At 68.2% G+C, this 24,182-nt stretch carries 26 protein-coding genes and 2 pseudogenes; 12 read left to right on the plus strand and 16 right to left on the minus strand.

Annotated features, from left to right (window positions below):
• Positions 1-21 precede the first annotated feature (21 nt).
• Entirely contained in the window at positions 22-747 is a 726-nt protein-coding gene (locus QA609_RS02105) for a diphthine--ammonia ligase (protein WP_278300929.1), read from the plus strand.
• Between the two features lie 105 nt (positions 748-852).
• Positions 853-1,014 carry a hypothetical protein gene (locus QA609_RS02110; RefSeq protein WP_278300930.1) on the plus strand — a complete coding sequence of 54 codons (162 nt, stop codon included), beginning with the start codon at positions 853-855 and terminating at the stop codon, positions 1,012-1,014.
• 68 nt (positions 1,015-1,082) lie between these two features.
• Here the strand turns inward: QA609_RS02110 and QA609_RS02115 are convergent, their stop codons facing one another.
• From QA609_RS02115 to QA609_RS02125, 3 genes are read right to left on the minus strand one after another with little or no spacing between them, the layout of a single operon-like run.
• The gene (locus tag QA609_RS02115; protein ID WP_278300931.1) at positions 1,083-1,445 is read right to left on the minus strand and encodes a hypothetical protein; all 363 of its coding nucleotides are present in this window, start codon (positions 1,443-1,445) and stop codon (positions 1,083-1,085) included.
• 54 nt (positions 1,446-1,499) lie between these two features.
• Positions 1,500-2,195 carry a bacterio-opsin activator domain-containing protein gene (locus QA609_RS02120; RefSeq protein WP_278300932.1) on the minus strand — a complete coding sequence of 232 codons (696 nt, stop codon included), beginning with the start codon at positions 2,193-2,195 and terminating at the stop codon, positions 1,500-1,502.
• Between the two features lie 51 nt (positions 2,196-2,246).
• On the minus strand, positions 2,247-3,209 hold the full coding sequence (locus tag QA609_RS02125) for an NDP-sugar synthase (RefSeq protein ID WP_278300933.1): 963 nt from the start codon (positions 3,207-3,209) through the stop codon (positions 2,247-2,249).
• 103 nt (positions 3,210-3,312) lie between these two features.
• On the opposite strand from QA609_RS02125, the gene QA609_RS02130 reads away from it, so the two are divergent.
• Both QA609_RS02130 and QA609_RS02135 read left to right on the plus strand, forming a co-directional pair.
• Entirely contained in the window at positions 3,313-3,603 is a 291-nt protein-coding gene (locus QA609_RS02130) for a transcriptional regulator (protein WP_278300934.1), read from the plus strand.
• 116 nt (positions 3,604-3,719) lie between these two features.
• A complete protein-coding gene (locus tag QA609_RS02135) occupies positions 3,720-4,079 on the plus strand; it encodes a hypothetical protein (RefSeq protein WP_278300935.1) in 360 nt (119 codons plus the stop codon).
• Here the strand turns inward: QA609_RS02135 and QA609_RS02140 are convergent.
• Complete coding sequence (locus tag QA609_RS02140; protein WP_278300936.1) at positions 4,076-4,504, minus strand: Rieske 2Fe-2S domain-containing protein; 429 nt, start codon at positions 4,502-4,504, stop codon at positions 4,076-4,078. The two genes, QA609_RS02135 and QA609_RS02140, sit on opposite strands and share 4 nt — an antisense overlap.
• A gap of 84 nt (positions 4,505-4,588) precedes the next feature.
• Between QA609_RS02140 and QA609_RS02145 the strand changes: the two genes are divergently transcribed.
• A complete protein-coding gene (locus tag QA609_RS02145; protein WP_278300937.1) occupies positions 4,589-5,683 on the plus strand; it encodes a saccharopine dehydrogenase NADP-binding domain-containing protein in 1,095 nt (364 codons plus the stop codon).
• Positions 5,684-5,716: 33 nt separating this feature from the next.
• On the opposite strand, the gene QA609_RS02150 is transcribed toward QA609_RS02145, so the two are convergent.
• From QA609_RS02150 to QA609_RS02180, 8 genes and pseudogenes are all read right to left on the minus strand, one after another.
• Positions 5,717-5,926, minus strand: coding sequence for a hypothetical protein (locus QA609_RS02150; RefSeq protein ID WP_278300938.1), 210 nt, complete (start codon positions 5,924-5,926; stop codon positions 5,717-5,719).
• A gap of 52 nt (positions 5,927-5,978) precedes the next feature.
• On the minus strand, positions 5,979-6,848 hold the full coding sequence (locus tag QA609_RS02155) for an aminotransferase class IV (RefSeq protein ID WP_278300939.1): 870 nt from the start codon (positions 6,846-6,848) through the stop codon (positions 5,979-5,981).
• Positions 6,845-7,474: an aminodeoxychorismate/anthranilate synthase component II gene (locus tag QA609_RS02160; protein WP_278301170.1), complete on the minus strand. Its 630-nt coding sequence runs from the start codon at positions 7,472-7,474 to the stop codon at positions 6,845-6,847. Before QA609_RS02160 ends, QA609_RS02155 begins: the two co-directional genes overlap by 4 nt.
• 103 nt (positions 7,475-7,577) lie before the next feature.
• Entirely contained in the window at positions 7,578-9,209 is a 1,632-nt protein-coding gene (locus QA609_RS02165; RefSeq protein WP_278300940.1) for an anthranilate synthase component I family protein, read from the minus strand.
• Positions 9,210-9,260: 51 nt separating this feature from the next.
• On the minus strand, positions 9,261-10,052 hold the full coding sequence (locus tag QA609_RS02170) for a helix-hairpin-helix domain-containing protein (protein WP_278300941.1): 792 nt from the start codon (positions 10,050-10,052) through the stop codon (positions 9,261-9,263).
• Positions 10,053-10,128: 76 nt separating this feature from the next.
• Positions 10,129-10,929: a shikimate dehydrogenase gene (locus QA609_RS02175; protein WP_278301171.1), complete on the minus strand. Its 801-nt coding sequence runs from the start codon at positions 10,927-10,929 to the stop codon at positions 10,129-10,131.
• A 53-nt stretch (positions 10,930-10,982) separates the two neighbouring features.
• Positions 10,983-11,300, minus strand: a complete 318-nt coding sequence (locus QA609_RS24655; RefSeq protein ID WP_343233783.1) for an ATP-binding protein — start codon at positions 11,298-11,300, stop codon at positions 10,983-10,985.
• A gap of 218 nt (positions 11,301-11,518) precedes the next feature.
• A pseudogene (locus QA609_RS02180) lies at positions 11,519-12,562 on the minus strand (GAF domain-containing protein); the annotation flags it as partial.
• A gap of 92 nt (positions 12,563-12,654) precedes the next feature.
• Here QA609_RS02180 and QA609_RS02185 point away from each other — a divergent pair.
• The 4 genes from QA609_RS02185 (at position 12,655) to ftsZ (ending at position 16,840) form a co-directional block, all read left to right on the plus strand.
• Entirely contained in the window at positions 12,655-13,599 is a 945-nt protein-coding gene (locus tag QA609_RS02185) for a calcium/sodium antiporter (protein ID WP_278300942.1), read from the plus strand.
• 54 nt (positions 13,600-13,653) lie between these two features.
• The gene (locus QA609_RS02190) at positions 13,654-14,121 is read left to right on the plus strand and encodes an NUDIX domain-containing protein (protein WP_278300943.1); all 468 of its coding nucleotides are present in this window, start codon (positions 13,654-13,656) and stop codon (positions 14,119-14,121) included.
• 60 nt (positions 14,122-14,181) lie between these two features.
• The gene (locus QA609_RS02195) at positions 14,182-15,501 is read left to right on the plus strand and encodes a D-aminoacyl-tRNA deacylase (protein ID WP_278300944.1); all 1,320 of its coding nucleotides are present in this window, start codon (positions 14,182-14,184) and stop codon (positions 15,499-15,501) included.
• Positions 15,502-15,658: 157 nt separating this feature from the next.
• Positions 15,659-16,840 carry a cell division protein FtsZ gene (gene ftsZ, locus QA609_RS02200; RefSeq protein WP_278300945.1) on the plus strand — a complete coding sequence of 394 codons (1,182 nt, stop codon included), beginning with the start codon at positions 15,659-15,661 and terminating at the stop codon, positions 16,838-16,840.
• On the opposite strand, the gene QA609_RS02205 is transcribed toward ftsZ, so the two are convergent.
• The 3 genes from QA609_RS02205 to QA609_RS02215 all read right to left on the minus strand — a co-directional run bounded on the left by QA609_RS02205 (position 16,833) and on the right by QA609_RS02215 (position 18,979).
• Entirely contained in the window at positions 16,833-17,435 is a 603-nt protein-coding gene (locus QA609_RS02205) for a hypothetical protein (protein WP_278300946.1), read from the minus strand. The genes ftsZ and QA609_RS02205 overlap by 8 nt on opposite strands.
• A gap of 5 nt (positions 17,436-17,440) precedes the next feature.
• On the minus strand, positions 17,441-18,577 hold the full coding sequence (locus QA609_RS02210) for a DUF3179 domain-containing protein (RefSeq protein WP_278300947.1): 1,137 nt from the start codon (positions 18,575-18,577) through the stop codon (positions 17,441-17,443).
• Positions 18,578-18,652: 75 nt separating this feature from the next.
• A complete protein-coding gene (locus tag QA609_RS02215; protein WP_278300948.1) occupies positions 18,653-18,979 on the minus strand; it encodes a 2Fe-2S iron-sulfur cluster-binding protein in 327 nt (108 codons plus the stop codon).
• A gap of 173 nt (positions 18,980-19,152) precedes the next feature.
• On the opposite strand from QA609_RS02215, the gene QA609_RS02220 reads away from it, so the two are divergent.
• From QA609_RS02220 to QA609_RS02230, 3 genes are all read left to right on the plus strand, one after another.
• Positions 19,153-20,559 (plus strand): geranylgeranyl reductase family protein, encoded by a 1,407-nt coding sequence (locus tag QA609_RS02220; protein ID WP_278300949.1) that lies wholly within the window; start codon positions 19,153-19,155, stop codon positions 20,557-20,559.
• Positions 20,560-20,779: 220 nt separating this feature from the next.
• Positions 20,780-21,697, plus strand: coding sequence for a DUF4397 domain-containing protein (locus tag QA609_RS02225; protein WP_278300950.1), 918 nt, complete (start codon positions 20,780-20,782; stop codon positions 21,695-21,697).
• Positions 21,698-21,858: 161 nt separating this feature from the next.
• On the plus strand, positions 21,859-23,604 hold the full coding sequence (locus tag QA609_RS02230; RefSeq protein WP_278300951.1) for a gamma-glutamyltransferase: 1,746 nt from the start codon (positions 21,859-21,861) through the stop codon (positions 23,602-23,604).
• 20 nt (positions 23,605-23,624) lie between these two features.
• Here the strand turns inward: QA609_RS02230 and QA609_RS02235 are convergent.
• Positions 23,625-24,179 (minus strand): annotated as a pseudogene (locus QA609_RS02235) (M48 family metalloprotease); the annotation flags it as partial.
• Positions 24,180-24,182 lie beyond the last annotated feature (3 nt).

Here is a 24,182-nt window from a genome sequence, read left to right on the forward strand (position 1 = left end):
CTCGTCGCTCGAGTAACCCGTATGAGCGACGCAGACGGCGCCTGGGTCAGCCTCTTCTCGGGCGGGAAGGACTCTGCCTGGGCGCTGTACCAGGCCCTCGAGCGCGGACTGAACGTCGAGCGACTGGTTACGGTTCACCCCACAGGTGACTCCTACATGTACCACGTCCCGGCAACCGAACTCGCGGGACTGGCCGCCGAGAGCATCGGCATCCCGCTGCTGGAGGTCGAACCCGACGACTTCGAAGCCGACGCCGCGACGGACGTAAGCGCGCAGGGCGACGACGAGCTCGAGCCCCTCGAGACCGCCCTGCGGGAACTCGACGCCGAGCTGCCGGGCGGGATCGCTGGCGTCACCGCGGGGGCCGTCGAGAGCGAGTACCAGACGAGCCGGATCGAAGGGATGTGCGACCGACTCGGCTGCGACCTGTTCGCGCCGCTGTGGCGCGAGGATCCCCGCGAACTCGCCGACGCGATGCTCGAGGCGGGCTTCGAGATCAAGATCATCCGGGTCGCGGCCTATGGGCTCGACGAATCCTGGCTCGGACGCACGATCGACGCGGACGCCCTCGCGGAGCTCGAGGCGCTCAACGAGGAGTACGGCGTTCACATCCTGGGAGAGGGCGGCGAGTTCGAGACGCTGGTCGTCGACGGCCCGCACATGGAACGGCGGATCGACCTCGAGTACGAGACAGAGTGGGATGGGACTCGCGGGACGGTGCGGGTGAGCGATGCGCGGTTAGCGTAAGCGCTCCGCTACCGCGAGTGAGCGAAGCGAACGAGCAGGTTCTTGCGAACGGAGTGAGCAAGAGCCGGAAGAGCTCCGCTCTTCCGGTGTTTTTGGTCCAGATTTTTGGCCGAGTGGGTCGCTTTGCGACCCCGAGGCGAAAAAGGTGGTTCTGAGACGCTGGTCGTCGACGGCCCGCACATGGAACGGCGGATCGACCTCGAGTGCGAGACGGAGTGGGACGGGACTCGGGGGACGCTGCGGGTGACCGACGCGGAACTCACCTGAGATACCGGACCGCGAGTGAACGGAGTGACCGAGCCACGGCTGGAGTGACAGGCGGGTCTCGAGGGGACTCAGGGATCGTCGCGTTCGAAGCACGGTTCGGGGTCGCTTTCGGAGACGATCGAGAGGTACGGCTCGAGGCCGGCGAGTCGGTCGGTCGGCTCGACGAGCCCCCGGTCCCGGTCGTAGTCGACGATCCCGAGATCCGCCAGCTTCGGGATGTGAATGTGACGGAGCGAGACGAAGATGTCGCGAACGGTCTCGGCGGGGACGTCGGTGATGAGCGGGCCCGCCTCCTCGACGGCGAGTTCCCTGGTCAGGTCGTGGACCGTCAGCCGACGGTCGTCGGCCTCGAGTACGGTCAGGGCCCTGCGACGCCGTCGGTTCGCCAGGAGATCGAAGGCGGCGTTGGAGTCCGAAAGACCGCGTTCCATAGCCGTCCGTTTACAACCCACACAATTGGTCGGGCGGGTTGTATGTTCAACCCTTCAAGTGTCGGGACGCTCGAGGCGGCTCTCGGTCGGCGCCGCCTCCTGGGCCGGCGGGGTGTCGGCCAAGGTGTTGCCGATCAGTGCCTCGTAGCCGCGGTGGAGCCGCTCGGAGAGCGACTGCGGGGTGATGTCGAGCTCGTCGGCGACGTCGGCGAGCGAGACCGACGACGAGGAGAAGTACCCCGTTTCCCAGGCGGTCAGCAACGCCTCGTGTTGTTTCTCGGTCAGTTCGTACTGGCCGACGCCCCGGGGGTGTGCGCGGGCGAACAGCTGCGTCAGCCGGTAGGGGACGTCGAAGTCACTGCAGTACGTCTGAAACTCGTCGAGGCTGCTTCGGTCCGCGAACCGCATCCGGAGCTCCCACTCGTCGTACTGCGCCGACGCCTCAAGGATCGTCGCGCCGAGTTCCGTGTACGCGTAGACCAGTGAGTCGACGTTCCCGGTCCACTCGCCGCGGTACAGCATCGACCGCTCGTAGTCGTCGATGTGTTCGACGCCTCGAATCGTCGGATCGTCGTCGGTCGCCCGCTCGAACGTTCGGTGATCGACCCCGGATACCCACAGGTACGGCGTGAGCACTTCATCCGCCGCGACGACGCGCTCGATCTCGACGACGAGATCCGGCTCGGACTGGAGGGTCTCGTGGAGCGCGAACGCCTCGGCAGGAATTCGAAACTCCCCGAAGAGGCTCATAGCCTCTCATTTTCCCGGAAAAATATAAAAACTCGGATACTGCAAGCCCGGCTATCGAGTGATCGTCGTGTGGGCCCCGATGAGCGCCCCCGCAAGATCGAGCTCCTCGAGACGGGTTCCCTCGTCGATGATCGACCGCCGAACGGCGCCGTTCTCGATGGTCGCCTTCGGGAAGACGACCGCGTGATCGAGGTCGGTGTCGATCAGCGTGACGTCGTCCATCACGTGGACGTTCTCGCCGATCGTCGCGTTCTCGAGGGTCGCCGAGTCGGCGATCAGCGACTCGCCGTCGAGGTGCCAGGCGACGGCGTCGAGGTAGCTCTCGGGTGTGCCGATGTCGAACCACGCGCCCTCGAAGGTGTAGGCGTAGGTCGGCTCCCGATCCTGGAGCCACTGGACGAACCAGCCCGGCTCGTCGGGGTTGTTGTCACCCTCGAGGTAGGTGTCGAACAGCGACACTGCATCTCGGGGGAACGCGTAACAGGCGATCGACACCAGGGTGCTCTTGGGGTCGTCGGGTTTCTCCTGGAAGTCGACGATGCGGTCGCCCTCGAGCTCGACCAGGCCGTAGGATTTGGCCTTCTCGCGGGAGCCGACGTCGTAGGCCGCGAGCGTCGGGGCCTCCCGCTCGAAGAAGTCGTCGACGAACTCGGAGAGATCGAAGCTCATCAGGTTGTCACCAGCGACGACCAGCAGGTCGTCGTCGACGTTCTCCCGGTCGATCAGCTGGGCGAGCGCGCCGACGACGCCGAACTTGTCGTCCTCCTCGGTCGTCTCCTCGACCGACAGCGTCGGCTTCTCGAACTCGCCGTCCTCGAGGTGCGCCTCGAACTCGTCGGCGAAGCGCTCGTTCGTGCTCACGAAGACCTCGTCGATCCGATCGTCGGCCTCGAGTTCCGCGAAGATCCGGTCGATGACGGTGGCGTCGCCGATCGGGAGGAACATCTTGGGGCGATGTTTCGTAATCGGCCACATCCGGGTCGCGTACCCGCCTGCCAGAACGACGGCTTTCATGTTACGTGTTTCACCGAGCCGATGTAAGTCGTTTACCCCTGCACGGCTTACATTCTCGCGAACGAACCGAACACCTATCCGGATCCGGGCGATGATCCCACGTATGCGGGAAGCAGACGAGACGACCCGGCAACGACTCGCCGACGCGCTTCGGGCCGAGCCGGCGACGCCGAGCGAACTCGCGGTCCAGTTCGAGCTGACTCCGGAGACGATCCTTCGACACCTCGAACACGTCTCGCGGTCGGTCGACGGCGGCGACGAGCAGTTCCTCGCCGCACCGCCGACCTGTCGGGACTGCGGGTTCGACGGCTTCGACGAGCTGTTGAACCGGCCGTCGCGGTGTCCCGACTGCAAGAGCGAGGCGGTCGACGAGCCCGCGTACACGATCGAGTAGCCCCGAGCTGCGAGCGCGGTTTCGACACGCCTATCTGTCGGCGCGGCAACGATCCGATATCGACGCCTCGAGCGGTCGATCGCCGGTCGCCGCCGGGCTCGCGACGCAACATACGCATGACCACCTCCGATTCCGACTTCGACTCCCCCGGGTTCGTTCTCGCGATGCTCGACTGGCTCGAGCACCGCGAGGAGACCCCGGCAGCAGTCGACGAGAGCCTCGAGCTGTTGGCTGATCGGCGCCGCCGACTGTTGCTCGAGGTCATGCGCACCTACGGCGAGGAGCTGACGCTACCCGACGCCGCCGAGGAGGTCGCGGTCCGCGAAACCGGCCGAAAGGTAACCGAGCTGTCGGCCGAGCGGGTCGCGAACGTCTACATCTCCTTGTACCACGACCACATGCCCCGGCTCGTCGAGGCCGACCTCATCGAGTACGACCAGGAGCGCGATCTCGTGATCCCCCTCGAGATGCGCTAGAACTCGACGTTCGACGTCGAGGTCAGGTCGCCGTCGTCCTCGATCGGTCCTGCCGCGACGAACTCGTACTCGTCGTCGACGAGGTAGACGTCGCCGTCCGAGACCGTTACCTCGAGTTCGGTCAGGTACGCCCCCTCGCAGGGGCCGAACGTACATTTCCCCGAGTCGGTCTCGAAGTACGCGCCGTGGTTCGCACAGATCACCTCGCCGTCGCGCATCGGTGCACCGTCGCCCTTGTCGAGTTTGATGTGGGTGAAGTGCTGACAGTAGTTCAGCCAGCACGAGACGTCCGCGTCGGTCGACGCTGCGCCGTCCGCGACGAGAATTGCCTCCCGACGGTCGCCCAGTTCGTCGGCGACGCGAAAGAGGAAGGTCGACTCCGCGGGGACGTTCTCCAGGGTCGTGATCCGCTGTGTAGCCGCCATCGACTCCCAGTTACGCGTCAGCGCTGGTGAACGTTTCGAGACCGTCTGACGGAGTTTTAACACGCCGAACGCCCAACCGGCTCCATGGACTCCCTCCTCATCTACGGCTCGTACGGCTACACCGGCCGGCTGATCGCCCGCGAGGCCGCGGCTCGCGGCGGTTCGCCGACCCTCGCGGGGCGCGACGGAGACCGGGTCGCCCGACAGGCCGAGGAACTCGGTCTTCAGGGACGGGCGATCGACCTGACCGACGGCCCGCTCGAGGACGAGCTCGAGGCGTTCGACGCCGTGTTGAACTGCGCCGGCCCGTTCGAGCGAACCGCGGAACCGCTCGTGCTGGCCTGTCTCGAGGCGGGGACGGACTACCTCGACGTCACCGGCGAGTTTCCGGTGTTCGAACGCCTCCGCCAGTACGGGGAGACCGCCAGTGCGGCGGGGATCACACTGCTTCCCGGCGTCGGGTTCGACGTCGTGCCGACCGACTGTCTGGCCGCGATGCTCCACGAGCGCCTGCCGACCGCCGATCGGCTCCACCTGGGCGTCAAGAGCGGCTACGGCTTCTCGCCCGGGACGGCCCGAACGTTCGTCGAGCTGGCGGGCCAGGGAGGCGTCATCCGACGAAACGGACGGCTGCTCAGCGTTCCCGCGGCCTTCCGCAGCCGACAGATCGACTTCGGTGACGGCCCCGAACACGCCGTGACGATCCCGCTGGGCGACGTCGTCACCGCGGCCCACACGACCGGGATCGAGTCCGTCGAGGTCTACGGCGCCGTCCCCGAGTGGAGCGAGCCGCTGCTGTCGGCGACCGACTCGCTGCGGTGGGTCCTCGAGCGGCCGTCGGTCGAGCGCGCGGCGACCCGCGCGATCGACGCCCTCGTCGACGGCCCCGACGGGACGGCTCTGGCGACCGAATCCGCGACCGTCTGGGGCGAAGTCGTCGACGAGGACAGCGGCGAGCGACGCAGCGGTCGACTTCGGACGCCCAACCCCTACGCGCTGACGGCCGACGCCGCGGTCAGCGCCGCCGAACGCGTCCTCGAGGACGGCGGCGTCGAGGACGGGTTCCAGACCCCTGCCGGCGCGTTCGGCTCGGAGTTCGTCACGGAGCTCGCGGGCATCGAACGGGAGTTTCTCGGGGTTGGGCCCGAGGGTTCGGCGGTGCCCGAGCCAGCTGACTGATCGGGGTCGGAGCGTCCGACAGCCACGTACCGATCAGTCCTCGCCCGCCGCTCGAACCCCACGGATCTCGTTTCGCAAACTGGCCGCACCGACGCCAACGACCAGTCCGACGCCGAACCCGGGCAGGAAATCCGCGGGATCCCCGAGGACGGCGAGAAACGCGCCCAGACCGAGCGGCGGAGCCAGGAGGAGAACCGCCATCTCCAGAACGAAGACGTCCATGCTCTTTTCGGGTTCGTTCATACGCTCGGCGATTCGTACAACTCGTTGATAGTTTCGATCCCGTATCGATCGATCAGTAACAGACGCTCTCGACGCGCTCGTCGTACAGCCTCGAGAGACGATCCGTCACCGGGCCGCCGCCGAGATCGACCCCGTCGAGCGAGGCGATCGGACGCAGCTCCCAGGTGCGGTTCGTGAGGAAGGCCTCGTCGGCCTCGAGGACCTCCGCCAGTCCGTAGCTCGCCTCCTCGACCGGGAGGCCCGCCTCTCGAGCCAGTTCGAGGACCGTCTTTCGGGTGATGCCGGGCAGGACGTCGCCGTCCGTCGTGGGGGTACAGACCGTTCCGTCGCGGACGAAAAACAGGTTGCTCGTCGCGCCCTCGGCGACGTGTCCCTCGAGATCCGAGAGCAGCGCCTCGTCGGCCTCGCCCTCGAGTTCCGTTCGCGCGAGGATCCCGTTGAGGTAGTTGTGGGTCTTCGCACGCGAGGGAAGCGCCGCGTCGGGAATTCGCCTGGTCTCGACGCTGCGGACCGTCGCGGGTCCGTCCCAGACCGGGTCGCCCTCGAGGCCGCCCCGGGGGAGGGGGTTGGCGTAGACGACGACCGTGGGATCGACCTCGGGCTGAGGGGTGAGCTTCCCCGGCTGGACGCCACGGGAGATCGACAGCCGGACGTAGGCATCCGCGAGGTCGTTGGCCGCGAGCGTGTCGTCGATCCGATTCCGGAGTTCGCTCCCCGAAAGGTCGTGCTCGAGGGAGAGGGCGTCGCAGGTCCCCTCGAGTCGCTCGTGGTGGGCCGCCCAGTCGAGGACGGTTCCGCCGTAGGCCCGCAGGGTCTCGAAGGCGGCGTCACCGTAGCGAAACCCCCGGTCGTCGACGCTGACGGTCGCCTCCGCAGCGGGGACGAGTTCGCCGTCGACGTGGTAGACCCGATCGTCGCTCATCGCTCGCCCCGCGAGTCGGATCGTTCGTGGTCGGCGGCGAACCGACAGAAGTTCTCGACCATCCGCTTGCCGACCGACAGCGAGATCTCGCCGTCGGCGTCCTCCTCGGGGTCGCGGGTGAGGATGCTCTCGGGGTGAAACTGCACGCCCAGATGGGGTTTCTCCCGGTGGCGAACCGCCATCAGGACGCCCCGCTCGTCGGCGGTCCGGGCCGTCTCCTCGAGGCTGTCGGGCAGGTCCTCGCGTTCGACCGCAAGCGAGTGGTATCGGCCGACCTGGAACCGCTCGGGGAGCCCGTCGAACAGCCCCGAACCGTCGTGGGAGATCCGCGAGGGCTTGCCGTGGACGACGTGGGGCGCGTGGACGACCGGTGCGCCCTCGGCCGCACACAGCGCCTGGTGGCCCAGACAGACTCCGAGGATGGGGTACTCGGTCTCGGCGAACAGCGGGATCGAGATCCCGGCCTCCTGGGGGGTTCCAGGGCCCGGCGAGACGACGATCCCCGTGGGATCCAGCTCGCGGACGCCCTCGAGGTCGATCCCGTCGTTCCGCCTGACCGCGACATCGTCGGCGACCTCGCCGACGTACTGGACGAGGTTGTACGCGAAGGAGTCGTAGTTATCGATGACCAGCAACCGTTTGCTGCGCTCACTCGCTGACGCTCGTTCGCTGGCAAAACGTTGATGAAAACCCTGCCCCCCTCCCTCCGGTCGGTCGTTGGGCCGCTCGTCACTCATCGTCCTCACCTCCGGTACCCTCGAGGCCCATTCCGGCCCGTTCCCCGAGCGCGTCGTCGATGGCGTTGATCAGCGCCCGCCCCTTGTCGAGGGTCTCGTCGTACTCGCTGTCTGGATCCGAGTCGTGGACGATCCCCGCCCCCACGCGAAGGTGGTACTCCTCGGCGTGGCGAACGAGCGTTCGGATGACGATGTTCAACGTCGCCCGACCGTCGAAGCCGAAGATCCCGACGCTGCCGGTGTACGGACCTCGACGGGTCGCCTCGAGTTCGTCGATGATCTCCATCGTCCGTGGTTTGGGCGCGCCCGTGATCGTCCCGCCGGGAAACGTGGCCGCGACGGCGTCGGCGAGTGTCGCGTCCGAACGCAGTCGGCCGGTGACGTTCGAGACGAGGTGCATCACCTCCGAGTAGCGGTCGATCCGTCGGTACTCCTCGACGTCGACGCTACCGTACTCGCTGACCTTCCCGAGGTCGTTTCGCTCGAGGTCGACGAGCATCGCGTGTTCGGCGCGTTCCTTCTCGTCGGCCAGCAGGTCGGCCTCGAGCTCGACGTCCTCCTCCGGGGTCGCTCCCCGGGGACGGGTGCCAGCGATCGGCTCCGTGCGGACGAACTCGCCGTCGCGCTCTCGCGGACGGCGAGACGGCGGGGCCGCCTCGCTCGAGGTGGTTCCACCGCCTCGCCGTCCGCTCGCCGACTCCGGGGGGCGTTGCCCCCCGCACTCGAGCAGGAGTTCCGGACTCGCGCTCACCAGGTCGGCGCTGCGGAACTCGAGCAGCCCCGAGTACGGCGCCGGATTCACCCGACGGAGGGCATCGTAGGCCGCGACGGGGTGGACCGCGGCGGGCGCGACCAGCCGCTGGGAGATGTTCGCCTGGAAGGTGTCGCCGTCCCGGACGTACTCCTTGACCCGCCGAACGCGGTCGGCGAAGGCCTCGCGGCCGCAGTCGCTCTCGAAGGTCGCCTCGGCGGTTTCGACCGGCGGCTCGCCGACCGCGGGATCACCGTCGAGACACGCCCGGGCGAGCTCGAGCGCCCGCTTTCGACCCCGATCGTAGGCGTCCGCGAGGTCGTCTCCGGGCTCGACGCGCGGGCAGGCCGCGATCCGGAGTTCAGTCCGATCGTCGTCGGCCGTCGGCTCCTCCCAGGCTGCCAGCCGATCGTAGACGCCGACCTCGAGTTGGGGCAGCCCGCGGTCGTCGACCGCCGATTCGGGCAGCTCCTCGAGCTCGCGGACGATGTCGTAAGAGAGCCAGCCAACGGCGCCGCAGGGGTAGGGAACCTCGCAGTCCCCGCGAACCAGCTCCTCGCCGTCGAGCAGTCCCTCGAGTGCCGAAAGCGTCGGCGACTCGCCGCTTCGGTTCCGCGCGACCGCGTCCGGACCGACGGTGAGCCCGTCGACCGGGTCGGTGCCGAAGTACCCCCAGCCGGGCTGGCCGCCGGTGGTCTCGAGGTAGACGCCGCCGTCGCCGTCGCGGGCGCGACGGTAGGCGAGAAAGGGATCGGGGACGGAGAGACGAACGGTAACCGGAACGCGGACGGCGCCCGTTCCGTCGCCGTCGACTCCGTCGCGGGCGGCGGCGCGAAACGAGTCGGCCGTCGTGACGACGCGCGGATCGCTCATACCCTCGCGGAGGGCCGTGACCCTAATCAGTGTACGGTTCTCCTGACGCGGCTACCGGACCTTCGCTCGGTCGATCCAGCCCTGGATGCGCTTCTCGGAGATGTCGGTCTCGGACTCGAGGCGGGCGGCGTCGGCGTCGGCGAGTTCGGCGACGGTCTCGACGCCGGCGTCGGCCAGTCGGTCCGCGTACGCCGGACCGATCCCCTTGACGACGTCGACGGGTTCGTCCGGAACCGCCGGCGTCTCGTCGTCGGACTCCGTCTCGGGCTCGGGCTCGGGCTCGGCCTCGGTCGCCGCCTCCGGTTCGTCGGCGTCACTCTCGACCGACGTCGGTTCATCCGGCGTCTCGGCCTCCGACTCGACCTCGGCTGCGGCGTCGGGGCCGCTCGAATCCGCGGCCGGTTCGGATTCGAGTTCGGGTTCCGCCGACTCCTCGAGACCGTCGGATTCGGCCGATTCGATCAGGTCGTCCGGCTCCTCGGCCTCGGTTTCGGGTTCGGCTTCGGTCTCGCTTTCGGGTTCGGCCTCGAGCTCCGAGTCGTCGCCCACGACCTCCTCGTCGCGAACGCCCGTCTCACCGGGCGCTTTCGATTCGGTCGGCGTCGCGTCCGACTGCGTCGGTCCCGTCGCCTCGGCGGGCTCCGCCGCGGTGTGCGGTGTGTCGTTCGCCTCGGTCATCGACCCCGTCGAGGCCGAAGCCGTCGTTTCGGCGGCCGCCGACTCCTCGTCGGGATCGGCGCCGCGCTCTCGTTCGACCGTGACCCCGACGTCCCGAGCGTCCCCACGCTCCGAGCTAGAGTCGTCGAACCCCAGCAGCGACTTCAGCTTTTGGAGGATTGCCATTAGCTGGATATAGTTAACTCGCACCACTTAAATTCGCCTGATGAACGCGGTGAACGACGGCGTCGCCGATCGGCGTCTACAGCCTCGAGCGCAGCGCCTCGTTCATGGCCTCGACGGGCGCCTCCCGGTCCGTCCACAGCTCGAGCGCCTCGACGCCCTGGTAGAGCAGCATCCAGGCGCCGTCGACCGTCGTCGCGCCGACCGACGCCGCGTCCCGCAGGAGTCGCGTCTCGAGCGGGCGATACACCGCGTCGAGCACCGCCAGCTCCCCGTGGAGCGCTTCGGCCGGCACCGGCGTCGCGTCCTCCTCCATCCCGACGTTGGTCGCGTTGACGAGCACGTCGGCGTCGGCGAGGACCCCTTCGAGATCCTCGAGCCCCTGACCAGCGGCGCCAGGGACCTCCTCGGCGAGGGTGTGGGCCTTCGAGGCGGTTCGATTGGCGATCGTCACCGACGCGTCGGCGTCGGCGAGCCCGAACGCGATCGCCCGCCCGGCGCCGCCGGCGCCGACGACGACCGCACTCGCGTCCTCGAGCGCGACGTCGTGATCCCGGAGCGCGCGAAGCGCGCCGACGGCGTCGGTGTTGTGGCCGGTGGGCTCGTCACCGGAGAAGTCGATCGTGTTCACCGCGCCGATTCGAGTCGCCAGCTCGTCGGCCGCGACGAGATCGAGAGCCTCCTGCTTGAACGGGATCGTCACGTTCAGCCCGCAGACACCGAGCGCGTCGGCGCCCCGGATCGCCGCCTCGAGCTCGTCGGGGGCGGGTTCGAAGGTGACGTAGCGGGCGTCGATAGCGAGCTCGTCGTAGGCCGCCTCGTGCATCGGCGGTGACAGCGAGTGTCCGACGGGGTTACCGACCAGTCCGAAGACGTCCATCGCCATAGCCGGTACTCGCCGCCGGGAGGGTATAACCGGTGGGGATTCGGCAGTTACTCCTCGGCCGGCTGGAGGGGAAACGAGAACGTGGTTCCCTCGCCGAGTTCGGAGTCGACTCGGATCTCCCCGCCGTGGCGCTCGACGATCCGCTCGCAGATCGCGAGCCCGAGGCCGGTTCCCTCGTACTCCTCGGAGCCGTGGAGGCGCTGGAAGATCTCGAAGATCCGCTCCTGGTCCTCGGGATCGATCCCGATCCCCTCGTCGCCGACCCACACAACCCACTCGCCGTCCCTTCGCTCGGCCCCGACGTCGATCCGCGGCGGCTCGTCGCCGGAGTACGCGACCGCGTTCGAGAGGAGGTTCTGGAACAGCTGCCGGAGCTGCCCGCGGTCGCCCCGGACGCGCGGTAGCGACTCCGTCGTGACCGCGGCGTCGTGTCCGTCGTGACCGCGGCGTCGTGTTCCTCGAGCTGCAGGTGGATGTCCTCGAGAACCTCGTCGAGCTCGACCGGCTCGAGCGGCTCGCCGCGGGTCTCGATACGCGAGTACGTGAGCAGTCCGTCGATCATCTCGCGCATCCGCTCGGCGCCGTCGACCGCGTACGCGAGGAACTCCTCGCCGTCCTCGTCGAGCCGATCGCCGTACCGATCCTCGATCAGTCCGAGGTAGCTCGTGACCATCCGGAGGGGTTCCTGCAGGTCGTGGGAGACGGCGTAGGCGAACCCCTCGAGGCGGTCGTTCGACTCCTCGAGCTCGCGCTCCCGACGCCTGCGCTCGAGTTCGTAGCTCACCCAGTTTCCGAGCAGTTCGACGAACGTTCGGTCCCACTCCGAGAACGAGTCGGGACGGGCTTCCGTATCGTAGAAACAGAAGCTACCGTACACCTCGCCGTCGACGAACACGGGCGTCCCGAGGTAGCAGGCGACCCCCCACTCCGCGTTCCCCGCTCGGTCGGCCAGCTCCGGCGCGTCGGTCCGTACGTCGCCGAGCACGAGCGTCCGCTCGGTGTCGACGACCCGTTCGCAGTTCGTTGCTTGGAGCGGCATCGTTTTGCCCGCCTCGAGGTCGGCGTCCTCCGGGGCGAGGACGTGCTCGAAAACGTACTCGCCGGCTCCCTCGTGAACCCGCGACAGCGTCGCGTAGTCGGTCCCGATCACGTCGCTGACGGTGGTCAGAAGGTCGTCGACCTGCTCCCGAAACGTCCGGTCGGGATCCGCGACGATCTCGTAGGCGCGACGCAGCGCGCGTTCGCGCTTCCGGAGTTCGGCTCCCTCGTCGCCGGCCGCTTCCTCTCGGTCAGCGTCGCGGCAGTAGACGGAAGCTCCGCTTTCCGACGGGTAGACGCGAACGTCGACCCAGCCGCCGAACGGTCGGGAAAGCGTCTCGAGAGTGACGGGCTCCGTCGTCTCGATCGCCCGTTCGCAGGCCCGTCGAAACGCCGGATCGAACGCCTGCTCCCAGGCCCGGGTTCCGAGCAGTTCCGGCTCCGGCTCCCGAAACGCGTCCGCGGCCCGCTCGTTGAGATACGAGAGCCGCAACCTCTCGTCGAGCGTGAAGACGGCGTCGCTGACCCGGTCGTGAACGTCGGCTGCGGAGTCGGCAGCGAACGTCGCCGACTCCGAGTGGTCGCTCATCTGTCGTGATCGTTTGTTGTCGATACGTAATAGCTTCTCGCTACTCGCAGACTCCGCGTCGCTTATACGCCGGTCTCGAGTATCCGGGCCATATGCTCTCGGAGACCGCCGTCTCGGTTCTCCTGTTGGCGGCCGGAATCGTCGCGCTGTACGCCGGCGCGGAGCTGCTGGTCGCCGGTGCCGGCCGCCTCGCGCTCGGGATCGGCCTCCGGGCGGCGACCGTCGGCGTGACGGTGATCGCGTTCGCGACGACCGCCCCCGAGCTGTTCGTCGCGACGATCGGGGCCCTCGACGTCTCGACCGACATCGGGCTGGGCGCGGTCGTCGGCTCGAACATCGCCAACGTCGGGCTGGTGCTCGGCGTCGCCGCGCTCATCAGGCCGCTGTCGGTCAGCGAGACCGTGATGAAACGCCACGTCCCCTTCATGGTGTTCGCGGCGCTACTGTTGGTCGCCTTCGGGTCGAACGGCCGGATCGGCCGACTCGAGGGAGCGATCTTCCTGCTGGTGCTCGCGGGGTTCACCGCCTACCTGCTGTACTACGTCAACGCCGACCCGATGCCGGCCGAGGAGAAACCCGAGGCCAGCGACGGGGTCTCCGGTCGGGACCTCGCGCTCGTCGGCGGCGGGCTGCTCGCGCTCGTCGTCGGCTCGCGGTGGCTCGTCGCCGGCGGCACCGACCTGCTGCTCGAGCTGGGCTTCTCCGAGCTGTTCGTCGGCCTCACCGTACTGGCACTCGGGACGTCGCTCCCCGAACTTGCTGCCTCGGCCGTCGGGGCCGTCCGCGGCGAAACCGGGTTCGCGATCGGCAACGTCGTCGGCTCGAACATCTACAACGTGCTCGCGGTGCTCGGCATCGTCGCGCTGATCACGCCCATCGAGATCGCCTCGAGCACGCTCCGGTTCGAACTTCCGATACTGGTCGGCTTCACCGTCGTGCTGGTCGCGATGATGGGGTACGGACGGCGGCTCTCGCGGCTCGACGGCGCCGTTCTCCTCGTCGGCTACGCCGGCTTCCTCTACCTGCTCGTTCCCTAAGTTGCCCAAAGAATTTGGGAGTGGACTTTACGGGATACCCGTTGTACAAAACGTATGAGCGAATCGAAAGAAATCACGTACGTCGGGAAGGCCTGTGCGTACATCACCCGGGAGACGGGCGAGTTGCTCGTCTTCGAAGGGCCGGGACATGAGGGCCTACAGATTCCGAAGGGCACCCTCGAGGGCGACGAGTCCCCTCGAGAGGGGGTGTTCCGCGAGGTACGCGAGGAGAGCGGTCTCGCGACGCTGCAGGGAACCGAACACCTTACGACCGACATCTGGGTTCGACGCCAGTCTCCGCCGAAGTGTTACGTCCGCCACTTCTTCCACGCGACCGTCCACGAACCCCGCGACCGCTGGACCCACACGGTTCGGGACGGCGGCGACGAGCACGGCTCGGAGTTCGAGTTCCGATGGATCGAGCCGACGACCGATCGAGCGTTCGCGCTCGATCTCGACGACTACGTCGGCCTGCTGCCGTCCGCGACGGTCGGCCAGAGCCGACAGGTCGCCTCCGACTGAGTTCCTTCTCTACGGATCGAAAGCGGAGCGTATTCGAGGCCCCGCCCCCGAGGACTCGACGTGATCGCAATCGTCGAGAGCCGCGCCGATCGTGCCTCCGTCCACGTCTGCGAGCAGCTTCGCTCGCTGGCCGACTGGACCGAACGCGAGGACCCCGACCGTCCCGCGGCCGACGGCGGCGGCACCTACTACCGACTCGAGGACGCCGAGTTGCGCTCGTTCGACGATCTGCACCTCGACCTCGAGCGCCCCGCCGAGGTCTTCGACTGCGACCCCGAGCTGCTGGTCTTTGCCTCCCGTCACTCCGGCGACACCGGCGCCCTGCTGACGGGCCACTTCACCGGGAACTTCGGCTCGGCGGAGTTCGGCGGCGAGGACGACGCCCTCGCCGAGGCCTGCCCGAACGCCCTCGCCCGACTGCTCGCGGCCTTCGAGGCGTACGCCCCCGAGGGGTACGACGTCGGCATGGAGTGTACCCACCACGGGCCGAGCGACGTCGGCTGTCCCTCGCTGTTCGCGGAGCTCGGAAGCGACGACGAGCAGTGGGACGACCCCGACGGCGCCGCGGCCGTCGCGCGTGGGATCCTCGAGCTCCGCGGGGTCGACGCCCACCGCGACAGGCAGGTCGTCGGCTTCGGGGGCAACCACTATGCGCCCCGCTTCCAGCGGGTCGTCGAGGAGACCGAGTGGGCGGTCGGCCACATCGCTGCCGACTGGGCCCTCGAGTCGATGGGCCACCCCGAAAACCACCGGAACGTGATCGAACGAGCCTTCGAGACGAGCGGCGCCGAGCTGGCGGTGCTCGACGGCGAGTGGCCCGTCCTCAAGGAGCTCCTGTCCGAGCTCGGTCACCGGATCGTCGGCGAAACCTGGCTGCGCGCGGTCGGCGACCGCCCGCTCGAACTGGTCGAGAGCGTCGAGTCCGAGGTCGGCCGCGTCGAGGACGGGATTCGATTCGGCGACCCTCGGGAGGAGTCGTTCGCCGTCCGCGAGCTACCAGCCGACTTGCTCGAGACCGCCCAGGGGATCGACCCCGACCGGGTTCGGGAGCTGGTCGAACGCCACGCGGTGGCCTTCGAGACCGAGAACGCCGGCAGCCGGGTCGGAAGCCGCGTCGCCCTCCCCGACTCCGGGGCGAAACGGGAGCTTATCGAGGCCGTGGCCGACGTCCTCGAGACGAAGTTCGAGCGTGTCGCGGTCGAAGACGGCGCCGTCGTCGCGGAGGAGCTGGCGTTCGACCCCGAACTCGCCCGGACGCTCGGCGTCCCCGAGGGGCCGGCGTTCGGCGCACTCTCGGACGGGGAGGCGGTGACCGTCGACGGCGAACGGATCGACCCCGAGGTCGTCCACCGCGAGCGCACCCACCGGTACGAGTTCTGACCGGTCGGGTCGGGGAGGGAAGTCCCCGGTTGTCCCGCCGTGGGTTGCGGTCGATCGGTTCTCGACTCCCGACACGTAACTGCGCCTTATCCCGCCTCCGGGCGTCTGACGTGTAGGGGAAAGGTAATTATGCTCCATCTACTACTGGCTCCCAGGAATGGACTCTCTTATCGAAGACGCGATCGACGAGGCCGAGAACGCGGAGGGGGACGTCCCCGACGCGTCGGGGTCGGACCGGTCGGGCGCGAACGGCGTCGACAACAGCGGCACGATGACCGACGACGAACTCGAGGACGTTCTGCAGGATCTCCAGACTGACATTACGGTCGTCGGCTGCGGCGGCGCCGGCGGGAACACCGTCAACCGAATGCACGAGGAGGGGATCCACGGGGCGAAGCTCGTCGCGGCCAACACCGACGTCCAGCACTTGGTCGAGATCGAGGCCGACACCAAGATCCTGATGGGCGAGGACAAGACCGGCGGCCGAGGCGCCGGCTCGCTCCCGCAGGTCGGCGAGGAGGCCGCCCTCGAGAGCCAGGAGGACATCTCCGGCGCGATCGACGGCTCCGACATGGTGTTCGTCACCGCGGGGCTCGGCGGCGGCACCGGCACCGGCTCGGCGCCAGTTGTCGCGAAGGCCGCTCGAGAGTCCGGAGCGCTCACTATCTCGATCGTCACCACGCCGTTTACCGCGGAGGGCGAGGTCCGCCGGACCAACGCCGAGGCCGGCCTCGAGCGCCTGCGTGACGTCTCCGATACGGTGATCGTCGTCCCCAACGACCGTCTGCTCGACTCCGTCGGCAAGCTGCCGGTTCGACAGGCGTTCAAGGTCAGCGACGAGGTGCTGATGCGCTCGGTGAAGGGGATCACCGAACTCATTACCAAGCCCGGTCTCGTCAACCTCGACTTCGCCGACGTTCGGACCGTCATGGAACGTGGCGGGGTCGCCATGATCGGCCTCGGCGAGTCCGACTCCGAGGCCAAGGCTGAGGACTCGGTCAAGACCGCGCTGCGATCGCCGCTGCTGGACGTCGACATCTCCGGGGCGACCTCCGCGCTGGTCAACGTCACCGGCGGCAACGACATGTCCATCGAAGAAGCGGAGGGCGTCGTCGAGGAGATCTACGACCGGATCGACCCCGATGCCCGCATCATCTGGGGGACCTCGATCGACGAGAGCCTCGAGGGCAGCATGCGGACGATGATCGTCGTCACGGGCGTCGAGTCACCACAGATCTACGGCAACGGCGACGAGGAGCCGACCCAGACCGAGCGCGGCTCCCAGGCTCGAGGTCGGGGCGGCGCTCGCGGCGAGGACGACATCGACTTCGTCAACTAACCGGTCGGCCGTTTTTTGTATCCACCAGCCCGCCCACGTAGACCAGACTCCCCAGCAACAGCACGACTCCGAGCGGCAACAGCCACGGGAGGACCGTTATGACGGTACCGCTCACCTGCACGCCAAGCGCGATGACGATCACCGGCGCACAGCAGGCGGTTCCCGAGAGCAGCGCCGGGACCGACGCCGCCGCACCCGCGCCGGCGCCGAGTCCACAGGAGCGGGGCTGGACGAGCGCGAGGTACGCGAGTGCGAGGTTGAGCCCCACGAGCGCCGCAAGCGTGGCGCCGACGAAGAGGTCGATCGGCGAGAGGAGCAGACGGACGACCCACAGATCGACCAGCGCGACGGGCTCGAACTGGAGCTGACCGGTTCGCTCGAACGCTCTCGCCAGCGGCTCGTCGACGACGGTCACGGAGCTCCCGAGCCCGCTCCGGACCGAGAGCCGGTCGGTCGCCCAGAGGTATCCCGCGAGGTAGGCCGCCGCGACGAGCCCGGCGACCGCGAGCGCGTCGAGCCGGCCGACGGCGAGGCGGCTCGCCCGGCCCGTATCGCGGAGTCGAGCTCGGATCCGCTCCGGAAGGGTCTCTGTCACTGGGATCACCCGAACTGCGCGCTGTCGGGGTAGAAGCCGGTCCAGGCGAACCACATCGCGTCGTAGGCGTACACCCGCTCGAGGGACGCCTCGTCCGGCTCGTAGGAGTCGCCGTCCGCGTCGACGAGTCGGTCGTCCGCGAGTTCGAACGCCTCCCCGTCGGGGTTGCGGTAGAGGTGGCCGACGTCGATCGATCGGTCGTGAACCGCGAGCAGCGTCGCGTCCTCGTGGTCGATCTCGAGCAGTCGTTCCGCCGCGAGCGTCTCGTGGTCGATCGAGAGCGGTCCCTCGGGCGGTCGGGCGCCCAGAACCATCCGTTTTGGCGGCTCGTCGTCGTCGCTTCGCAGCGGCTCGAAGATCGGATCGCTGTCCTCCCGGTAGTAGCCGCTGACCGGGTTGTACATCCCGTAAGGGTCGTCGTCGTAGTCCCTGACGTACCCGGTGTCCTCTGTGAGCACCGTCGAGTCCGGATACCGCTCCCGCCAGTCGCTCCAAGTGCTCCAGTGGACCGGAAACTCCCGGAGCGAGGCCGCCTCGAGGGGCCCCTCGATCGCCGTCCCGAGCATCTGGGGCCACATGCTCTCGCCCTCCCGATCGTACATGACGAGGTTGCTGTTCACCAGGTTCCCGGAGACGCCGAACTCGACGCCGCCCCGCTCGAACCCCATCGCGGTCCCCGTCAGCGGACAGTAGGTGACGGCGACCGACTCGCCCCCGATCTCGTCGTTGACGATCTCGTGGTGGACGAGGATCGACTGCGGGTAGGCCCGCGCCTCCCCCTCCCGGACGACGCCGAAGACGGGATCGTCCTCGCGGAAGCGGTCGTCGACGTCCTCGACGGGCTCGAACACCGGGTCGTCGATCGAAGGGATGCCGTCCTGGGGGACGCCGCCGTCGATGACTTCACCCCGGAGCGTCTCGAGCGAGTAGCTGACGGGGAGCTGATCGTCCGCGATCGGGATCGCCGTCTCGGCGACGGCGTCCTCGTCGGGCGATGCGGTCATCTCTTCGGGAGTCGCCCCTCCGGACTCCCCGTCGGGTTCGTACGGGCCGATCGCGTCCGTGTCGCCGACACAACCCGCGAGCGACGCCGTCGTAACCGCCGCGGCCGTCGCGAGCAGCCCGCGCCTCGTGGGGTCCATACCGTCCGTAGTACGATGGCGCGGGAATCCCTACCGCGGGTGTGCGAGAGCGACGCACGACCGTCTCCCGTCGTGTCAGTCGTCGGCCATCGCCGGCTCGTCGCCCGCGAGGTCGCCCTCGATGCTCGGCGGGTACTTCCCGCGCTCGAGTTTGAGATCCGACTGGGGACGGGCCATACAGGTTAGCGCGTAGTTCTCGGCCTCCTCCTCGGTGAACCCTCGCGCCGCGGGCTGGGTAACCTCCCCCTCGAGGATCTCGGCGGTACAGGCCAGACACATCCCCACCCGACAGGAGAACTCCTGGGCGATCCCCTCCTCGAGACAGCGGCTGAGGATCGTCTCCGTGTCCGTGCAGGTGATCGACTCCCCCGTGCCGACGAACTCGACGGTGTACTCGGTCATACGGATCGATACGAACGACCCGGTCAAAACTCTTTATTAGCTTCCGCTGTGACGAATCCGTCGCCGTGGTCCCGCCGCACCGCACTCGACCTCCTCCTACCCCTGAAGCCGTGGGTTTTCGCCTCGTACTTTCTATAAAACGTTTTCTTACCTCGCAGTTCATACTGTTCCATATGAGTACGCAGGAGCAGTCGGCCGCCGGCGCGGTCTCCGAGACTCGGTCGCCGGACGTGGTCGTCGTCGGCGCCGGAACCGCGGGCAGCTACGCCGCGGCGACCGTTGCACGCGAGGGGTACGACGTGGTTCTTCTCGAGCGAAAGTCCGAGCAGGAGGCGGGCCACATCGCCTGCGGGGACGCCCTGAAGGGCGCGGCGGACTTTCCCGACGCGATTCCCCGGTCCCAGATCGAGCCCGCCTTCACGAACACCGACGTCGACCACGGTCGCTTCGAGATTCCCCAGGAGGACACCGTCCTCGAGATTCCGATTCCCGGCGAGCTCGCCGTCATCGACCGCTGGGAGTACGGACGGCTCGTCATCGAGGGCGCCGCGAAGGCGGGTGCGGAGATCCACTACGACACTGTCGTCCAGAACGTCACGCAGGCCGAGGACGGCCGGGTAACGGGCGTCCGGGCGGTGCGGAGGGGCGACCCGATCGAGTACGAGGCCGAGGTCGTCATCGACGCGGCTGGCTCGCTGTCGGTGTTGCAGGATCACGTCGACTTCTCGGAGTCGACGTTCGACACGAACGTCAACTACACTCACTTCTGTTCGGGCTACCGCGAGGTCGTCCACGTCGACGAGCCCGTCGAGTGGTCCGACGCCCTGGTTTTCAAGCCGACCGAGCGCGCGGCGGGCTACCTCTGGTACTTCCCACGCACGGAAACCGAGATCAACGCCGGGCTCGGCTTCCAGATGACCGAGGAGCCGATGAAGCTCGTCGAGAGTCTAAAACACGATCTCCGGAGCCGATCGGAGTTCGAGGGCGCGACGGTCGACGACAAGCTCGGCGCAGCCCTCCCGACGCGTCGGCCCTACGACTCGGCGGTCCACCCGGGGTACATGGCCGTCGGCGACGCAGCCGGCCACGTCAACCCGACGACGGGTGGGGGGATCGCCGGCGCGGCCTACGCCGGCAAGTACGCTGCGGAGGCCGCCGTCGAGGGGATCGAGGCCGGCGACGTCGGCGAGCGCGCTCTCTGGGAGTACAACCAGCGGGTGATGGACCACTTCGGCGCCCGCTACGCCGCGCTGGACGTCTACAACGTTCTCTCGACGGCGGTCGACGTCGACGACCTCATGGGGCTGCTCGCGGCGATGCCAGGCGACAAGCTCGCCGAGGCGCTGTACTCCGGCAGCACGGACATCGGCACGAAGCTCAAGCTCGAGGCGATGCTCAAGAGCCGCGACCACTGGGGAACGATCTGGACCCTCTACAGGACGAAGCAGTGTGCGGACGACCTGCTCGAGCACTACGGTCACTACCCCTCACATCCCGGCGCGCTCGACAGCTGGCAGGATCGCCGTGACGATCTGATGGAGGCGGTGTACGAGACGACGGGCGCTGACCCCAAGTACTAGCGTCGCGGCTCTTCGCTCGGCGGGTAACGTAGCTGTGACGCGGCGCCGTCGCTCCGAGTCGGTCTACCCGACGCTTCCCCCCGAGTAAGCGTCGTGCGTTCGGGACGCGCGGAAGAACTCGTCCGTCCGACAGGCTCCACTTCGGACCGGTTTTGCCGGTTCTCCTCTCCCTACCTGGTTAGGGGCGCTCCATAATATTACGAACGTCCAACATGTGTCTATGTCGCAAGGACATACCCGCAGACGCGCACTAACGTTGATCGGAGCCACCGGAGCCGGGCTGGTTGCAGCCAGTTTCAGCGGGACGAGCGACGAGCACGGGGGGGACGACGACGATCACGACGACGACGATCACGACGACTACGACGACCACGACGAGGAAGCGGAGGTGGCGGAGGTACGGGCAGCCCACCTCTCGCCGGACGCGCCGAACGTCGACGTCAGCGTCGAGGGCGACACCGTCCTCGAGGACGTCCCGTTCCGCGCCGTGAGCGAGTATCTCGAGCTGCCGGTCGGAGCCGCCAACGTCGCCATCTCAGCGGCGGAGGATCCGGACACCGTCGTCTTCGACGAGGAGCTCGAACTCGCCGAGGGCGCGTTCACGATCGCCGCGCTGGGCGAACTGAGCGAGGAGAATCAGCCCTTCGCACCGGCCGTCCTCGAGGACGACGTGAGCGATCCGGGCGAGGACGCCCGAGTTCGCCTCGTCCACGCCTCGCCCGACGCGCCGGCCGTCGACGTCACCGTCGGTGACGGCGAGACGGTGCTGTTCGAGGACGTCGCCTTCGGCGAGGCAGGCGCGGTCGAAGTGCCCCCGGGTGACTACTGTCTCGAGATCCGACCCGCAACCGAGTGCAACGACGGCGACGTCGTCGCAACCTTCGAAGTCAGCCCCGAGGCCGGAAACGTTTACAGCGCCTTCGCGGTCGGCTACCTCGACCCCGACGCTGCGCCCGCCGACGAACCCTTCGACCTCGAGGTCGTCCTCGACGCCGCACCCGACGACGAGGAAGACGAAATGGACGAGGAGGACTACGACGAAGAAGACGACTACGACGATCACGACGAAGAACACGAAGACGAAGACGACTACGACGATCACGACGAAGAACACGAAGACGAAGACGACGACTACTGATCGGTCGACACCGACGCCGTCTCCGTCCGTCTGAGGCGGCCGATCGATCCGTCGCCGGTTCGCCCGAGGACGCTCCAGTCTCGTTCCCGTGCGGACCGTAACGTTTCGCTACGATTCGAACCGTCCCGTTCGCTTTTGTTCTCGCGTCGCCGGCCTCGAGTATGGGCACGAACGTTCGCCGTCGGGAGTTGCTGGTAACGAGCGCCGGAGCCGGCGCCGTAGGTCTCGGGGGCTGTGCCGGATTCTCCAGCGAGGGGCCCATGGAACAGTCGGGCGAGGACCGGCGGGCCGTCGTCTCCCAGCACCACCTCGCGACCGAGGCCGGCCTCGAGACCCTCGAGGACGGCGGGACGGCCGCCGACGCCGCCGTCGCGGTCGCCTGCGCCCTGAGCGTCGTCGAACCCTGGTTCTCCTCGGCGCTGGGCGGGGGGACCTGGGCGCTGTACTACGACGCCGAGACCGACGAGGTGACCAGTCTGGACGGGGTCGGCCCGGTCGGACTGGAGGCGACCCCCGAGGACTACGAGGAGCGCGCGGACGAGGCGGGGATCCACCAGGCCGTCGTCCCCGGCGCCTGGGACGGCTGGATGCTGTGGCTCGACGAGTACGGCGAACTCGATCTCGGGGACGTCCTCGAGCCCGCGATCACCCTCGCCCGGGAGGGGTATCCCGTCAGCCCGGAGATGGAAGGCTGGCTCGAGGGCGAGGCCGATCTGATCGCGGATCGACCCGCTGCGGCCGAGCTCTACCACGTCGACGGCGACCTCGTCGAGGAAGGCGACACCGTCACCCAGGACGCGATGGCCGACACGTTCGAGGAGCTGGCCGACGCGTACGCCGACGAGGACGACCGATCGGACGGGATCCAGGCCGCACGGGACTACTTCTACCGTGGCCCGATCGCCGAGGCGATCGTCGACCACGCCGACGAGCACGGTGGCTACCTGACCCTCGAGGAGTTCCGCGGGTTCGAGGCCGAGATCGTCGAGCCGCTCTCGATCGCGTACGACGAGGACGTCGAGGTCTACCAGAACCCGCCCAACAGCCAGGGGATCACTCAGCTACTGGCGCTGAACGTCCTGAAGGAGTACGAGTTCGACGATCTCGAGCCCGACGACGCCGACGCGGTCCACCTCCAGACCGAGGCGATCAAGCTCGCGTTCGCGGATCGGTACCACCACGTCGGCGATCCCGACCGGGTCGACGTCCCCGTTGCGGACCTGCTCGACGACGACTACGCCGCCGACCAGCGCGACCGGATCGACATGGACGAGGCGATGGCGTGGCCGATCGACACCGGACTCGAGGAGACCGACGCCGACCACACCACCACGTTCCACGTCGTCGACGACGACGGCAACGCGGCCGCGGTGACGACCAGCCTGGGTGCGCAGTTCCTCGTGATCGGCGACACCGGGATCCACGTCAACAACCGGATGCGGATGCTCGCCCTCGAGGACGACGACCCGAACCGGCTGACGCCCGGCTACACTGTTCGACACACCTCGAACCCCTATATGGCGCTCCGGGACGGCGACCCGTACGTGCTGGGTGGCGTCACCGGCGTCGACACCCAGCCCCAGGGCCAGACCCAGCAGTTTCTCAACGTCGCCGAGTTCGGGTTGGACGCCCAGGCCGCAGTCGACCGCCCGCGGTTCGTCAGCACCGCCTTCCCCTCGACGGACTACCCCTACGAGGCCGACGACACCCTCCAGATCGAGACCGAGTTCCCCGAGTCCGTCCGCGAGGACCTCGAGGACAGGGGCCACGACCTCGAGGAGGGTGCCGGGATGTTCGGTACGGGGAACGTGATCGTTCTCGAGGACGACGACCTCCAGGTCGGCGCCGAGCCGCGACACTCCACGGCCGAGGGAACGGTCTCGCGGGCGGACGACGACTCGAGCTAAGCGGGTTAGCGAGCCGCTCACTACATGCGAGCCCGGAGCCGATCGATCCGGCGCTCGGTCGCGGGATGGGTCCCGAACAGTCCGCGAGCCACGAGGCGTCGCGTCCGGTCGAAGAATCGATGTTCCTCCCACGGCGGCGGAACGATCGAGAACGCCGTCGTCACGTCCTGCTTCCGGAGATCCGACTCCGGACGGCGCTCGAGCTCAGTGTCGAGCGTCTCGAGTGCGCTCGCCAGCCCCGCCGGATCGCCGGTGATCGCGACGGCCGCGTCGTCGGCCGCGTACTCCCGGCTGCGGGCGACGAACGCGACGGCGGCGCGGCTGACCGCGTTCGTAAGCATCGCCAGGGGCTCGAGGACGGGATTGAACCCGTACCGACCGGTCGCCGTCCGCGCGACGGCGCCGGGTGCCGCCAGCGCGGTCAGTACGGCCGCGTCGCGGTTCGCAACGTGGGCGAGCTCGTGGGCTACCACGGCCTCGAGCTCCTGGCCCTCGAGCGAGTTGACGATCCCTCGCGAGAGCACGATCGTCGATGTCGCGGGTCGGTAGCCGACGGCGAGCGCGGTCGGCGCTTGCTG

This window comes from Natronococcus sp. A-GB7 (genome assembly GCF_029688865.1).
Classification (GTDB): Archaea; Halobacteriota; Halobacteria; order Halobacteriales; family Natrialbaceae; genus Natronococcus.